Below are 14738 nucleotides of genomic sequence, written 5' to 3'. Positions count from 1 at the left end.
CAAGGCAAGGGCCGTTGGCGAAGTCAGGGCGCCGCTGGCGCGGTGGCGGCGCACGCGTGGGCGCGGCGAGAAGGAGGGCGGGAAATGGCCGGGGCAGGGGCATGGAGATGGACAAGGTGGCAAGGCGGAACGCGAGCGACAATGACCGGCGCAGGCAGTGGCGCTTGCCGCGAGGATCGGGCCTGGCGTCCGGTGTGCGCGCCGCGTTCCCGGTGCCGTGCTGCTATGCCCGGTTTCAGCCTGATCGAGTTGCTGGCCGTGCTGGCGATCGTCGCCATGCTGCTGACGCTGGCCTTGCCTGCCTATCATGCTCATGTCGTGCGGGCCAAGCGCGTGCAGGGACAATCGGCCCTGTTGCGGCTGATGCAGCAGCAGGAACGCTATTACACGCAGAACAATCAGTATCTGGCCTTTAGTTCGGCATCGCTGGCACCGCAGGCGCAGCAATTCCAGTGGTGGTCCGGCGAGGGACCGGTGGGCAGCGCGTATGAAATCGAGGCGGTCGCCTGTCCGGACATGAGCATCGGCCAATGCGTGCTGCTGCGCGCCTTGCCGGGCACGGCGAAGGTGGATCCGCAGTTTCACGATCCCGATTGCGGCGTATTGTCCTTGACCAGCATGGGGCAGCGCGGCAGCAGCGGCCCCGCCAGCCATTGCTGGCCCTAGCCATGGCCGTGCCGGAGAGGGCGCCGCTCATGGGTACACGGCTGAGGTACGCATGGCAGTTATGTGCAAGCGCTTTATCTTTCCGTGCGTGCGGCCAGCCACGCAGGGCAGGACATACCTTGCTGGAATTGCTGGCCGTGTTGTCGATCGCGGCGCTGCTGGCGGCAGCGGCCTTGCCCAGCCTGCGGCACTTGCTGGAACGCCAGCAGGTGCGCGTGGCCGCCACGGACCTGTTTTCCGCCATCGAGTTGACGCGGGCGCAAGCGATGGCGCGCGGCCAGCGCGTGCTGCTGATGCCCGCGGGGTCCGGCGGCATGGATTGGCGCACGGGCTGGCTGGTATTTATCGACAGCAATAGCAACCTGGCTTTCGATGACGGCGATGAGTTGTTGTTCCGCCAGGGGCCGCTGGCGGCCGGCATCAGCGCCCAGTTCGCGTTTTCATCGGCCACGCCGCCGTTTTATATCGCCTACAATGGTGCGGGACGCAGTTGCAGCGCCACCAATAGCCTGGCGGCACGCTGGGGCACCTTGTCCCTGATTTTGGGAAAACAGGTACGCCATATTAAAATCAATATGCTGGGCAGGGTAAGGGTGTGCGATCCGCAGCAGCAGGCGGTCAATTGCAGCGGCGTGGCCGACAGCCAGTAGCTCGATATTGATGAGGATCAAACCGCAGCGGCAGTTGCGCTATTTTGATGGACACTATTGCTTGCATCCCTGAGTTACCGCCTTGAGTTGTGCCATAGCTGCAGCATATAGTTGCGTCCCTTGATTACCTTTACACTCACTGTCAAACAAAGAAGCCTGTGGAAATACTCAACGATATAGATGGCATGCGCCTGGCGCTGGAATGGGCGGCGCGCGGTTTGTACACGACCTCGCCGAACCCCCGCATCGGCTGCGTGATCGTCAAGGATGGCCAGGTGATCGGCGCCGGCGTGACGCAGGCGGCCGGGCAGGATCATGCCGAGGTGCAAGCCTTGGCCAATGCCAGCGCGCGCGGCAACGATGTGCGCGGCGCCACGGCCTATGTCACCCTGGAGCCGTGCAACCACCATGGCCGCACGCCGCCATGCTCCGATGCGCTGGTACGCGCCGGACTGGGGCGTGTCGTGGCCGCCATGACGGACCCGAATCCGCTGGTGGCGGGCCAGGGGCTGGCCAAGCTGGAGGCGGCCGGCATCGCCGTCACCACGGGCGTGCTGGCGGACGAGGCGTATGAGATGAATATCGGCTTCTTTTCGCGCATGCAGCGCGGCAAGCCGTGGGTGCGCATGAAAACGGCGGCCAGCCTGGACGGCATGACGGCTTTGCACAATGGCAAGAGCCAATGGATCACGGGGCCGGAGGCGCGCACCGACGGCCACGCCTGGCGCGCGCGCGCCTGCGCCATCCTGACGGGCATCGGCACGGTCAAGGCCGACGATCCGCAGCTGAGCGTGCGCGCCGTCGCGACGCCGCGCCAGCCGCGCCGCATCGTTGTCGACAGCCGCCTCGACATCAGCCTCGACGCGCGCATCCTGCAAGGGGGCGGCACGTGGATCGTGGCCGCCGTCGCCGATCCGGCAAAGGAAGCGCAGCTGCGGGCGCTGGGCGCGGAAGTCATCGTGCTGCCGAACGCGGCCGGCAAGGTCGACCTGGCCGCCCTGATGCGGGAACTGGGACGCCGGCAAATCAATGAAGTTCACGTCGAGGCCGGTTCCAAGCTGAACGGCTCGCTGATACGCGAAGGCTGCGTCGACGAGCTGCTCGTGTACCTGGCGCCCACCTTGCTGGGCGATGCGCAAGGCATGTTTTCCTTGCCCGCGCTCAGCGACCTCGACGGTCAATATCGCTTGCAGTTTCACCAGGTTCAGCAAGTCGGCGCAGATGTGCGTATCCTTGCCAGGTTCGGCGCGAGCACCTGATCAAGGCGGGGCAAGGGGCTGCCTGCCATGGCGTCCTATCCACGCTCTTCGGCAAGGCGCCGGCCCCGCACGTTGTACAGATGTTCCCGCCACCGTATTTATTACCTTCTTATTATTACCTTTTTAATTACTTCAATATAGGTTGACCATGTTTACAGGAATTGTTGCAGCCATTGGCAAGATTGAAACCGTGCTGCCGCTCGAAGGCGGCCTCGACGCAGGCGTGCGCCTGAACATCCACGCGGGCGGCTTGCCGCTGGCCGACGTGGCCCTCGGCGATTCGATCGCCATCAATGGCGCCTGCATGACGGTGGTGCAAAAATCGGACACGGGCTTTGCCGTCGATGTCTCGCGCGAAAGCCTCAATTGCACGGTGGGCCTCGATACCACCACGGAAGTGAACCTGGAAAAAGCCCTGACCCTGGCAGAACGCCTCGGTGGCCACCTGGTTTCCGGCCACGTCGACGGCCTGGGCATCGTGCGCAAGTTCGAAGCCGTGGGCGAGTCGTGGGAACTGGTCATCGAAGCGCCGCATGAGCTGGCGAAATACCTGGCCTTCAAGGGTTCCGTCGTCGTCAATGGCGTGTCGCTGACCGTCAACCGCGTGGAAGACCTGGGTGCGGGCGCCGTCAACGGCTGCCGCTTCTCGATCAACCTGATCCCGCACACGATCGCCATGACGACCCTGAAGCACCTGCAAGTCGATGGCAAGGTCAACCTGGAGATTGACCTGATCGCCCGCTATGTCGAGCGTATGTTGTCGCTGGATAAACAAGCATAAGCAGCTTGCCCCTCCGCATGCACCGCGCAGGGAGGGTGCTCCCGGCCTGGCAGTCGCTTGGGGCCTATGCCCGTCGGGCGCATCCCGTGCCGGTTGCGCATCGGGAGCGCGGACGAGGCTTGAGGAAGACGCGTGGCGAGCCACGCGGCGACTTCCCGCTTCGGGGCGGCGCCAGCGGGGGATGCATTCATCTGCCGGGATAGACGCTTGGCCGCCAAGCGTGTGTTGCTTTTCCTGCAGGCGCGCATAATAGGGCTTTCCCCTGTGGAGGCCAGTCATGGATCCGATCTCGCGCGCCACCTTGCCCAATATCATACCGGCAACACCCCGTGTCGGCGAAACGGCGCCGCTGGCGCCGGCCGTGCCCGTGCCCGCTGCAGGCGCGGCGGCAGCCATCTCCATCCTGTCGTCGACCCAGGTCGACATTTCCCCGCTGGGCCAGTTTTTGTCCGGCGTGGCCTTGTCGCGCCGCCAATTGCTGGCCTTGCAGGGCGCCACGGACGAGGCCCGGGCGGCAAATACGCCCGTGCATGTCAACGACGACTTGCTGGCGCTGGTGCGCCAGTTGACGGAATCGTTCGCCCAGCTGCAAACGAGCGGCATCGATGCCAGCCAGCTGGCGACGGCCGGCGATACGCCGGGCAGCCTGGCGCAGCGCTACGATTTGCTGTCGGGCGATGGCACGACGGGCGCCGCGGCTGCGCTGGCGCAGGACGGCAGCTTGCTCACGCAGGCGGGGCTGGCCCGCATCGGCATCGACTTGCGCAATGAAGAGGTGGATGCGACCACCCTGCAGGCGGCGTATGCGGCCGACAGCAATGCCACTCTGAACGCCTTGCAGCAGGGAACGGACGTGCTGGCGCAGGTGGGGGCCGTACTGGCCCAGCGGCAGGGCGCCGTCGTTGCTACTGCCGTGGAAGCCGATCTGAACGGTGAAGGAGTGGCGGCCAGTGCTGTTGTTGCGGGCCAAACGCCGGTGGCACAGGCTGCCGTGCTGGCCCAGACCCCCGCGGACGAACCGGCCATGGCTCCGCTGGATGCCTTGGGGCAGCGGCAGCTGGAAGTGCGGCAGCAGATGGAAACGGAGGAGTTGCAGCAGGACTTGCAAGAGGTGCAACAGCAGTCGGCGCCAGATGCCGCGCAATTGCCGTCCGCCACGGCCGCCCGCGCCCAGCTGGCGCAGGCAGGCGAGTTGCCAGCCCAACAAGCACAACAACGCAGCGCCGATGTGCAGCGGCAGCAAGCGTTGCAGAGCGATGGCGTGCAGGAGCGCTTGCAGACGCAGCGGACAGATAGCGAGCGCATCGATGCCCAGCGTATCGACGGGGAGCGCCAGGTGCGCCAGCAAGTCTCGGCGGGAGTGGAACAGTTGCGCCAGGAGCAAGTCCAGCAGACGCAATTGCAACAAGACCAGCGCCAGGAACAGGTGCGCTTGGCCGCCGACGAGGCGGTACGCACACAGCTGGCGGCCGACGACGCGCAGATGGCGGCGCGGGCGGCCGGCGAACGGGCGCAGTCGCTGGCGCGCGAGGCGCAGGCCGATACCGATGCGGGCCTGGCGGCGGCGACGGCGCAAGCCCAGCTGGCCCAGCAAAATGCACAGGCGCAGCAGCTGGCCGCGCAAAACGCGGGCCAGGCCGTGCCGCCGCCGTCGTCGCAAGACCCGTCCGTGGCGGCGGCCATTGCCGCTTACAATTTGAATAACGCCGCCCTGAATCCCGGCCTGATGAACCGGCCCTTGCCCGCCAGCGACTCGCGTCTGCCGCTGGTGGCGCCGGTTGCCCCCGTGGAACCGGTCAAACCAGTGAACAAGGTTTGATATCGGCCAGATCGAATGTCAAGCAAGGTTTGATACAGGCAAGATTTCAGCCCAGGATGCAGCTTGCGCAGCAGTCAATGCCACGACTCAAGGCAGTAGCGTGGCATCCAGGGTAATGTTGGCCTTAAGTAACTTCGACACGGGGCAGCCAGCCTTGGCCTTGCCCGTCAATTCCTCGAACCTGGCCTGGTCGGCGCCCGGTATCTTCGCTTTCAGCACCAGGTGCACGGCCGTGATGGCAAAACCGTCATCGACCTTGTCCAGGGTCACTTCGGCCGTCGTTTCCATCTTTTCCGCCGTCAAGCCTGCTTCGCCGAGTATCAGCGACAGGGCCATGGTGAAGCAGCCCGCGTGGGCGGCGCCGATCAGTTCTTCCGGGTTGGTGCCGGGCTTGCCTTCGAAGCGGCTGGCAAAGCCGTAGGGATATTCCTGCAGCGCGCCGCTGCGGGTGCTGATGGCGCCCTTGCCATCCTTGATGCCGCCTGACCAGATGGCCGATCCGTTGGTTTTCATGCTGCCGCTCCTGTATGGGGTGTACCTGCAATGACGGGAAAGCGCCGGCGGCGGCTGGCGCGGCCGGGCGCAAGGGGAATCAGCGCCGTGGCGATGACTGGCTGATCTTATGCTCTTTGCAAGGCTGGCGGCGCGCGTTTTGGCCGCGCTGTTTGCGCTGGATCGAAGAATCGGCGCTTTGCCGGGCAGGCCGGGCTGCGGCTGCGGTGTTGCTGTGGCTACACTGTCTTATTTCAGGTCTGTCGACGCTAAATCCTTTAAAATAGCAGGTTATAAGAAAATTCCCGGAAATCTGCGGAATTTTTGCGCTTGATGTTTCAGGTTCAGGTTCAGTTTTTAGTTACATTAACAACGCCCGGCAAAACCGTAGCGAGCGGAAGGGACAGGTGGCTGAGAAGCGCAACCGTACGAAGGTACGGTGCGCATCGCAGGCCGCCTGGACCGACGCGCAGCAGGTTATGCCAGGCGTCATACGAGGATGAATAATGTCTATATCCAGCACCGAAGAGATCGTCGCTGAATTGCGCGCCGGCCGCATGGTGATACTGGTCGATGAAGAAGACCGGGAAAATGAAGGCGATCTGGTGCTTGCCGCCGATTTCGTGACGCCTGAAGCAATCAATTTCATGATCACGCATGCGCGTGGCCTCGTTTGCCTGACCTTGACGGAAGAGCGTTGCGACGAGCTGAACCTGTCGATGATGACCTCGCGCAATGGCACGGCCTACGGCACCAACTTCACCGTTTCCATCGAGGCGGCAGAAGGCGTGACCACGGGCATTTCCGCCGCCGACCGCGCCAAGACCATCCAGGTGGCCGTGGCCAAGGGCACGCAGCCCAGCGATATCGTCCAGCCTGGCCATATCTTCCCGCTGAAAGCGCAAAAAGGCGGCGTGCTGATGCGCGCTGGCCATACGGAAGCCGGCTGCGACTTGACGGCCATGGCCGGCCTGACGCCCGCCTCCGTGATTTGCGAAATCATGAAGGACGACGGCACCATGGCGCGCCTGCCGGACTTGCTGGTGTTTGCCGAGCAACATGGCCTGAAGATCGGCACGATTGCTGACCTGATCCATTACCGCAGCCAGACGGAGTCGCTGGTCGAGCGCGTTGCCGAGCGCACCCTGCATACGGCGCATGGCGAATTCCGCCTGATCGCCTTCCGCGACAAGCCGAGCGCATCGGCCCACCTGGCCCTCGTGCACGGCGACCTGGCCCCGGGCCTGGAAGCGCTGGTGCGCGTGCACCAGCCCGTTTCCCTGCTCGATGTGCTGGAAAGCGAGGCGACCACCCATTCGTGGACGGTGGCCGCCTCGATGGCCGCCATCAAGCGCTCCGAGCGGGGCGTGATGGTCTTGCTGAACTGCGGCGAGACGTCGGGCGAGCTGTTTGCCCAGTTTGCCGCGCTCGATACGCCGCAAGCCAAGCCGAAAGGCCGCGCCGCCAGCATGGATCTGCGCAGCTATGGCATCGGCGCGCAAATCCTGCGCGACTTGGGTGTGAGCAAGATGCAATTGCTGGCCAGCCCGCGCAAGATGCCGTCGATGGTCGGTTTCGACCTGGAGGTAACGGGTTTTCAGTGCCATCCTGGCCAGGACGCCTAAGCAAATCTACTGCGCGTCGTGGTTTGCGGCCTGCGATGCGCTCTGTACTGCCGTGCAGTTGCGCTTCTCGGCCACCAATCACTGCCGCTCGCTACGATTTTGTCAGGCGTCGATGTGATACTAAATGAAGGCGACATGTGCGTGTCGCCCTGAACCACCAGATTAAAGAGGCTTATGATGACCGTAGGAACATATGAAACCAATTTTGCCGGCGAAGGTTTGCGCGTCGGTATCGTCCAGGCACGATTCAATGAAATCGTCGGTGGTGGCTTGCTGTCGGCATGCCTGGAAGAGTTGAGCAAGCTGGGCGTGGCCGATGAAGATATCCTGCACGTGACCGTGCCGGGCGCCCTGGAAATCCCACTGATTCTGCAAAAAATGGCAGAAACCGAGCAATTCGACGCCCTGATCGCACTGGGCGCCGTGATTCGCGGTGAAACCTACCACTTCGAGCTGGTATCGAACGAATCGGGCGCGGGCATCACGCGCGTCGGTCTCGATTACGGCATCCCCATCGCCAACGCAGTGTTGACGACCGAAAACGACGAGCAGGCGGAAGTGCGCATGCTGGTCAAGGGAGCGGAAGCGGCACGCGTGGCAGTGGAAATGGCTAATCTGGCGCAAGCGCTGGAAGAGTTGCAGGACGCCGACGAAGACTGAGCGCATGTGACAAGAATGCCATGGCGGCGTTGCGAGGCCTAGCCGTACTTTCGTACTGTGTTCGGCCTCGCGCCTTGCCCTGACATCCTTCTCACGCACGCTTGAGCTGTGGCTGCGCTGCCTAAAGGCGCACCATAGTGTCTCGCCGGAATTTGTAGTGAACAAGTACTTAAGAACAGGTAACAATCATGACTGAGAAAAATTTGCTCGCCAATCCCAGCAAAAACCGCACGCCGCGTCACCGCGCGCGCGAGTTTGCGCTGCAGGGCTTGTACCAGTGGCTGTTGAATAATGAAGATGCGACCACCGTCGTGAACAATATTCGCGCCGCGCATGGCTTCGACAAGGCGGACGGCGATCACTTCACGGTGCTGCTGTACGGCACGATCAAGGATTCGCTGGCGCTGCGCGACAGCATGGCCCCATTGATCGACCGCAATATCGCGGAACTGTCGCCAATCGAACACGGCATCCTGCTGATCGGCGCGTTCGAGCTGAAGAACAACATGGAAATCCCGTACCGCGTCGTCATCAACGAAGCGGTCGAGCTGGCCAAGTCGTTTGGCGGTATCGACGGCCACAAGTATGTGAACGGCGTGCTGGACAAGCTGGCAGTGAAATTCCGCGAGGAAGAAGTCAACGCCAACAAGCGCAAGTAATATATGTATACATCCTGCGGCTGGGCCGCACGGATGCAAAAAGGGCAGACTGCAAAGTCTGCCCTTTTTGTTTGTGAAGCGCTGTCAACATATGGCCTCGCGCCTCTTCGCGGGCCTTGGCGGCCTCTTTCGACCGTGGCGGGCAAGCCAGGCACCGGCTCTGTCGGTACGGCGAAGGTGGTGCACTGCGCCCGCCATCGCTCGTGAGCGGGCCGCGCAGCTGGTCCGAAGAGCGTGCGCCCAGCAAGCCGTACGCCGCAGGGCAAGAAAAAAGCCACCGGCACGTGCGTGCGGTGGCTTTTTTGCTGGATGCCCCTGTGAGGGCTTTTAAAGGGTCACAGGCCGGCGATCTCGTTATGCGGTGCAATCTTGATGGTAATGCTGCCGCTTTCCTTCGGCAGGGCAGGCGCCTGGGCTGGCGCCGGCGTGTTCGATGCCATCACCGGCGTCGTCGTCGGCACGCGCTGGCCGGCGGACACTTGCTTCAGGCGCCGGTATTCGGCCAGCACGCGCGAGCCGTAGCCCGAGTCGGTGGCGAAGTTGGCGGCGCCGACGTAGGTTTTCAAGCCCGCTTCGACGGAACCGCCACGCGTGACGTAGTCTTTCAGGATCAGCGAGCCGACACGGATGTTGGCCACCGGATTCAAGGCCGCTTGCACGCCGCCCATTTCCTGGAAGCGCTCGTGGTGGATCTTCGACATGACCTGCATCAAGCCCTGCGCGCCCACTGGGCTTTCAGCGAACGGGTTCAGGCCCGATTCGATGGCCATCACGGCCAGGATCAGCAGCGGGTCGAGCTTGATTTCACGCGCCGTCAGGTAGGCCGTCGAGACGAGCATATTGGTCGCATCGTTGGCCACGCGGTAGCGCTTGGAGAGCCAGTTGGTGACCCATTGCTGCTGCTTTTGCGTGCCCAGCAGGGCTTTTTCTTCCTTCGTCAGCGGTGCATCGTTGACGGCGGCCGTTTGCACGGAAGCAGGCGCTTCCATCAGTGCCGACAGGGCCGGTGCTTCCACGGCTTGTGCTTCTGCCATCGGCAGCGGGAACAGGCTGTGCGTCAGCTGCTTGCCCAGGTCCGGGCGGAACATCAGCAGGGCGATCAGTGCAAGTGCGGAAATGCCAAAGACTGTCAGTGTGTGTTGCGCCGTGGTCAAAACGCCACGAGCTGAAATGGCCGTTGCGCGGGCGCGCAAACGCGCCAACGCTGGCTGGCCAGCCACGGTTGAAGCAGGCAAAGCTGCTTCAGTGCTACGATGAGTCATAGAGTTCCCCGAAATGTCGCGTCAACAGGCAGTCCCTCCGCGGTCTCGCGGTGTTGTGGGTACTGCCAATGCCGTGCATCAGAAATATCATCGTTTCCGCCGCGTATGGATGCGTGCGAGAAACGCCGTCATTGCTTGCCTGAGCTGATCGGTCCCTTTTGGTATTGGATCAGTCGCAATACAACTTTTACCGGGGGTAAGGCAGACGCCTTTTGAAAACACTCCTTAAAATGTCATGTGGAGCCCCGACTCCGTGAATGAAGGAGAGACGCTAAAATCAAGCTCTGGGCCGGCGTCCTCTTTCAAGTTGGGCGAATTGTAGAAGCCGTTTTATATCAAGTCAATACTAACGAATCGTTTCTTTATTACTTTTATGTCTTACTTTTTGACTTGCATTGTGCCAAAAGCCAATAAAATCAATTACTTGGCATAGATCCTTCAGCAACGGCGTCCGACGTCAAAAAAAATTAAAAACACATGAAATATTCAGATTTGCGAGATTTTATTTCTCAACTGCAACAAATGGGTGAACTTAAGCCCATTTCAACGCCCATTTCACCGATTTTGGAGATGACGGAGGTTTGCGACCGCACCCTGCGCGCCGGCGGACCGGCCTTGCTGTTCAACCATCCGACGGGGCACACGATGCCGGTGCTGGGCAACCTGTTCGGCACGCCGCGTAGGGTGGCGCTGGGCATGGGCGCCGAGGACGTCAGCGAACTGCGCAAGATCGGCCATGTGCTGGCGCGCCTGAAGGAACCGGAGCCGCCGAAGGATTTCAAGGATTTGCTGGGCCTGGGCTCGCTGGTGAAATCCGTGTGGGACATGTCGCCGAAAGAGTTGCGCGGCGCGAAATGCCAGGAAATCGTCTGGGAAGGCAATGACGTCGACCTGGCGCGCCTGCCGATCCAGCATTGCTGGCCCGGCGACATCGCCCCCCTGATCACGTGGGGCCTGGTGATTACCAAGGGCCCGAACAAGAAGCGCCAGAACCTGGGTATTTACCGCCAGCAAGTGCTGGGGCGCAATAAGGTCATCATGCGCTGGCTGGCGCACCGGGGCGGCGCGCTGGACTTCCGCGAGCACGCCATCCAGAGCAAGGGCAAGCCATATCCGATCGCCGTCGCGCTGGGCGCCGATCCCGCTACTATATTAGGTGCCGTGACGCCGGTGCCGGACAGCCTGTCCGAATACCAGTTCGCCGGCTTGCTGCGCGGCAGCCGCACGGAGCTGGTGAAGGCCATCGGCAGTGAGCTGCGCGTGCCCGCGTCGGCCGAGATCGTGCTGGAAGGCCATATCTATCCGGACGAAAACCATCCGAGCGGCTACGAGCATGCGCTGGAAGGGCCGTATGGCGACCACACGGGCTACTATAATGAGCAGGACAGTTTCCCCGTGTTTACCATCGACCGCATCACCATGCGCCGTGACCCGATTTACCACTCCACGTATACGGGCAAGCCGCCGGACGAGCCGGCCGTGCTGGGCCTGGCGCTGAACGAAGTGTTCGTGCCGCTGCTGCAAAAGCAGTTCAGCGAGATCACCGACTTTTACCTGCCGCCCGAAGGCTGCAGCTACCGCATGGCCGTGGTGCAGATCAAGAAACAGTACGCGGGTCACGCCAAGCGCGTGATGTTCGGGGTGTGGAGCTTCTTGCGCCAGTTCATGTATACCAAGTTCATCGTCGTCGTCGACGAGGACGTCGATATCCGCGACTGGAAAGAGGTCATCTGGGCCATCACCACGCGCGTCGACCCGATCCGCGACACGACCCTGGTCGACAACACGCCGATCGACTACCTGGACTTCGCCTCGCCGATCAGCGGCCTGGGCAGCAAGATGGGCATCGACGCGACGAATAAGTGGCCGGGCGAAACGACGCGCGAGTGGGGCACGACGATCGCCATGACGCCGGAAGTGAAGGCGAAGGTGGATGGGATCTGGCAGGAGCTGGGTTTGTAGGGACTACGTAGGTCGGGTTAGCGCTTGCGCGTAAGCCGACGTTGCGGCGCTTGCATGCTCATGGTGGGCATGGCTCGCATGCTCATGGTGGGCATACTCAGCAGTGTCGGCTTACGGCCTGCGGCCTAAGCCGACCTACGCCGACCTACGCCGACCTGCGCAGGAAATGATTGCGCCCGATACGGCAACTTCCCCAATCTTGCGCAGGTCGGTTATAATTGTCCCCGGCGGGCCCCTGCGCATCGTGGCATGGCTAACCTGGTCAGGTCGGGAACGAAGCAGCCACGGCTATTAACCATGAGTGCCGCAGATCAGGCTCGCCTCCTTCGGGAATGTTTTATCAGGATCGACAATCAAGCTGCCATGGGCAGCTTTTTTGTTTTATGGCCTCTTTTTCTTGCCAGGCCGCGGCATTGCCGGGCTTGTCCCTTTTTGCATAAATAGTCGCGGGGCATGTTATACAATTGCTGCTTTGCCGCGTCTGCCAGATTTGAATGGCCCGGCCATGAGGCTTGCGCCCGCCGCGCAGGATCACCCGCAAAATCGCATGGTAAAATCTCAGCATGTCCTATCAAGTCCTCGCCCGTAAATACCGCCCCAAGAATTTCGAGACGCTCGTCGGCCAGGAGCACGTCGTGCGCGCGCTCACGCATGCCTTGCACAGTGGCCGATTGCATCACGCCTACCTGTTCACGGGCACGCGCGGCGTCGGCAAGACGACCCTGTCGCGCATCCTGGCCAAATCGCTCAATTGCATCGGCCCTGACGGCACGGGCGGCATCACGGCCCAGCCGTGCGGCCAGTGCGAAGCGTGCACGGCGATCGACGCGGGACGCTTTGTCGACTATATCGAGATGGATGCGGCGTCGAACCGCGGCGTCGATGAAATGGCGCAGCTGCTCGAGCAAGCCGTATATGCGCCAAGCAATGCGCGCTTCAAGGTCTATATGATCGATGAGGTGCACATGCTGACGAACCACGCGTTCAATTCCATGCTGAAGACGCTGGAAGAGCCGCCCGAGCATGTCAAATTCATCCTGGCCACGACGGACCCGCAAAAAATACCCGTCACCGTGCTGTCGCGCTGCCTGCAGTTCAACCTCAAGCAGATGCCGCCCGGCCACATCATCAGCCACCTGGACAATATCCTGGGGCAGGAGGGCATCGCCTTCGAACAGCCGGCCTTGCGCCTGCTGGCCCAGGGCGCCCACGGTTCCATGCGCGATGCGCTGTCGCTGACGGACCAGGCCATCGCGTATGCGGCCGGCGAAGTGACCCTCGATGCCGTGCAAGGCATGCTGGGGGCGCTCGACCAGTCCTACCTGGTGCGTCTGCTCGACGCGCTGGCGCAGCAGGATGGCGCCGATCTCCTGGCCGTGGCCGACGAGATGGCCTCGCGCAGCCTGTCGTACAACGGCGCGCTGCAGGATCTCGGTACTTTATTGCACCGCATTGCGCTGGCGCAAAGCGTGCCGGCCGCCTTGCCGCAGGATCTGCCCGAATACGCGGACATCGTGCGCCTGGCCGCCGCCTTCGATGCGGAAGAAGTGCAGCTGTTTTACCAGATCGCCGTGCATGGCCGCAATGAACTGGGCCTGGCGCCCGACGAATATGCGGGCTTTACCATGACCTTGCTGCGCATGCTGGCCTTTCGGCCCGGCATAGGCGGCGCCGATGGCGTGCCGGCTGCCGCACCTGCGTCGGCTCCGGGCAATCGTCCCGCTGCCGTGGCCGCCGCGCGCGCGGCAGCAGGCGCGTCCGCACCGGCCGCCCGCGCCGCCACGAACAGCGTGGCCAGCCATGCTGCCGTGACGCCACCTGCCGTCGTGGCCGCTGCCGCCGCCAGCCTGGCGCGCAGCGAAGCGCCGCCGCCGCGCGCGCCGGCAGCCGTATCGGCACCAGCACCAGCACCAGCACCAGCGGCGGCGCCGCCCGCCGCCGCCCCGGCTGCCGCGCCAGCCGCAGCTGCGTCGGCAGCGCCCGCTGCACCGCTCAGTTCCGCCCGCGCCGCCATCAATGCGGCGCTGGAAGCGGCCCGCGCCGCCTCGAAAGGCCGTCCCGGCAGCGCGCCGTCGGCGCCTTCCTCGGCGCCCAAGCCCGCCGCGCCGGCACCGGCCGCCGCCGTAGCCGCGCCAGCCACCGCCCCGGCCGTGCCTGTCCAGGCTGCGCCGCCACCGCCTGCCGCCGCGAAAGCGCCGGCGCCGTGGGACGACGCGCCACCGGTGGCCGTGATGGACGCGCCGGTAGTCGCGCCCGCGCCCGTGCAGCAGGCGCGTCCTGCGGCGGCGCCACAGCAGGCGCCGGCCGACGACGACTTGCCGCCATGGGTCACCGAATTCTCCGACGACAGCGCCTCGGCCGCCGTCTCGGCGCCGGCTGGCGCGCCAGCCATGCAAGGCAACGAGCAGCCGGCCGTCATCATGCCGCAGCGTGCCGCCAAGCAAGCCGCGCCCAGCGCACCGTATGTGATCACGCCCGTGCCCGGCCTGGACTGGGACGGCAACTGGCCGGCCGTCGCCGCCGTGCTGCCCTTGCGCGGCGTGGCCCAGCAGCTGGCCGTGCAGGCCGAGCTGATCGAATGCCTGCACGACGGCCACAGCACCACGTTCCGCCTGCGCGTGCCGATCGACACGTGGCGCAGTCCCGCCAACGTGGAAAAACTGGCGGCCGCGCTGACCGAGCGCTTCGGGCGCAAGGTGAATGTCGATACGGAACTGGGCGCCGTCTGGTACACGGCCAGCGCGGAAGCGCAGGCGCACCGCGAGGCGTGCCAGCTGCAAGCGGAAGCAACCATTGCCAGCGACCCCTTCGTGCTCGACATGAAGCGTGCATTCGACGCTTTTGTCGTGCCGGGAACGATTACCCCTGCACCGGCCGGCTCCGCCGCGCCGACCCTGCATTGA

12 protein-coding genes and 1 other RNA gene are annotated in these 14738 nt (G+C 63.5%); 11 read left to right on the top strand and 2 right to left on the bottom strand.

The genetic code is table 11. The annotated features are described in order from the left end of the window. The first annotated feature begins 225 nt into the window (after window positions 1-225). From YQ44_RS18900 to YQ44_RS18880, 5 genes are all read left to right on the top strand, one after another. Window positions 226-666 carry a type IV pilin protein gene (locus tag YQ44_RS18900; RefSeq protein WP_071324699.1) on the top strand — a complete coding sequence of 147 codons (441 nt, stop codon included), beginning with the start codon at window positions 226-228 and terminating at the stop codon, window positions 664-666. A gap of 119 nt (window positions 667-785) precedes the next feature. Next, on the top strand, window positions 786-1316 hold the full coding sequence (locus tag YQ44_RS18895; RefSeq protein ID WP_071324698.1) for a GspH/FimT family protein: 531 nt from the start codon (window positions 786-788) through the stop codon (window positions 1314-1316). A 158-nt stretch (window positions 1317-1474) separates the two neighbouring features. Then, on the top strand, window positions 1475-2575 hold the full coding sequence (ribD, locus tag YQ44_RS18890; RefSeq protein ID WP_071324697.1) for a bifunctional diaminohydroxyphosphoribosylaminopyrimidine deaminase/5-amino-6-(5-phosphoribosylamino)uracil reductase RibD: 1101 nt from the start codon (window positions 1475-1477) through the stop codon (window positions 2573-2575). Between the two features lie 148 nt (window positions 2576-2723). Beyond that, the gene (locus tag YQ44_RS18885; RefSeq protein WP_071326616.1) at window positions 2724-3356 is read left to right on the top strand and encodes a riboflavin synthase; all 633 of its coding nucleotides are present in this window, start codon (window positions 2724-2726) and stop codon (window positions 3354-3356) included. Between the two features lie 277 nt (window positions 3357-3633). After that, window positions 3634-5175 (top strand): hypothetical protein, encoded by a 1542-nt coding sequence (locus YQ44_RS18880; protein WP_071324696.1) that lies wholly within the window; start codon window positions 3634-3636, stop codon window positions 5173-5175. Window positions 5176-5262: 87 nt separating this feature from the next. On the opposite strand, the gene YQ44_RS18875 is transcribed toward YQ44_RS18880, so the two are convergent. Beyond that, window positions 5263-5688, bottom strand: a complete 426-nt coding sequence (locus tag YQ44_RS18875) for an OsmC family protein (RefSeq protein WP_071324695.1) — start codon at window positions 5686-5688, stop codon at window positions 5263-5265. Between the two features lie 485 nt (window positions 5689-6173). Between YQ44_RS18875 and ribBA the strand changes: the two genes are divergently transcribed. The 3 genes from ribBA to nusB all read left to right on the top strand — a co-directional run bounded on the left by ribBA (window position 6174) and on the right by nusB (window position 8611). After that, window positions 6174-7292 carry a bifunctional 3,4-dihydroxy-2-butanone-4-phosphate synthase/GTP cyclohydrolase II gene (gene ribBA / locus YQ44_RS18870; RefSeq protein ID WP_071324694.1) on the top strand — a complete coding sequence of 373 codons (1119 nt, stop codon included), beginning with the start codon at window positions 6174-6176 and terminating at the stop codon, window positions 7290-7292. 177 nt (window positions 7293-7469) lie between these two features. Next, complete coding sequence (gene ribH, locus YQ44_RS18865; protein WP_071326615.1) at window positions 7470-7952, top strand: 6,7-dimethyl-8-ribityllumazine synthase; 483 nt, start codon at window positions 7470-7472, stop codon at window positions 7950-7952. 188 nt (window positions 7953-8140) lie between these two features. After that, window positions 8141-8611 (top strand): transcription antitermination factor NusB, encoded by a 471-nt coding sequence (gene nusB / locus YQ44_RS18860; protein ID WP_071324693.1) that lies wholly within the window; start codon window positions 8141-8143, stop codon window positions 8609-8611. A 335-nt stretch (window positions 8612-8946) separates the two neighbouring features. Here the strand turns inward: nusB and YQ44_RS18855 are convergent, their stop codons facing one another. Beyond that, window positions 8947-9873 carry a lytic transglycosylase domain-containing protein gene (locus tag YQ44_RS18855; protein ID WP_071324692.1) on the bottom strand — a complete coding sequence of 309 codons (927 nt, stop codon included), beginning with the start codon at window positions 9871-9873 and terminating at the stop codon, window positions 8947-8949. A 477-nt stretch (window positions 9874-10350) separates the two neighbouring features. Here YQ44_RS18855 and ubiD point away from each other — a divergent pair, with 477 nt between their 5' ends. The 3 genes from ubiD to dnaX all read left to right on the top strand — a co-directional run bounded on the left by ubiD (window position 10351) and on the right by dnaX (window position 14738). Continuing rightward, a complete protein-coding gene (gene ubiD, locus YQ44_RS18850) occupies window positions 10351-11835 on the top strand; it encodes a 4-hydroxy-3-polyprenylbenzoate decarboxylase (RefSeq protein WP_083411947.1) in 1485 nt (494 codons plus the stop codon). Window positions 11836-12061: 226 nt separating this feature from the next. Continuing rightward, window positions 12062-12160, top strand: an RNA gene (gene ffs, locus YQ44_RS18845) — signal recognition particle sRNA small type. Window positions 12161-12398: 238 nt separating this feature from the next. Then, entirely contained in the window at window positions 12399-14738 is a 2340-nt protein-coding gene (gene dnaX, locus YQ44_RS18840; RefSeq protein WP_071324690.1) for a DNA polymerase III subunit gamma/tau, read from the top strand.

This window comes from Janthinobacterium sp. 1_2014MBL_MicDiv (assembly GCF_001865675.1).
In the GTDB taxonomy this organism is placed as follows: Bacteria; Pseudomonadota; Gammaproteobacteria; order Burkholderiales; family Burkholderiaceae_D; genus Janthinobacterium.
This window is presented reverse-complemented; position numbering and strand designations above follow the sequence as displayed.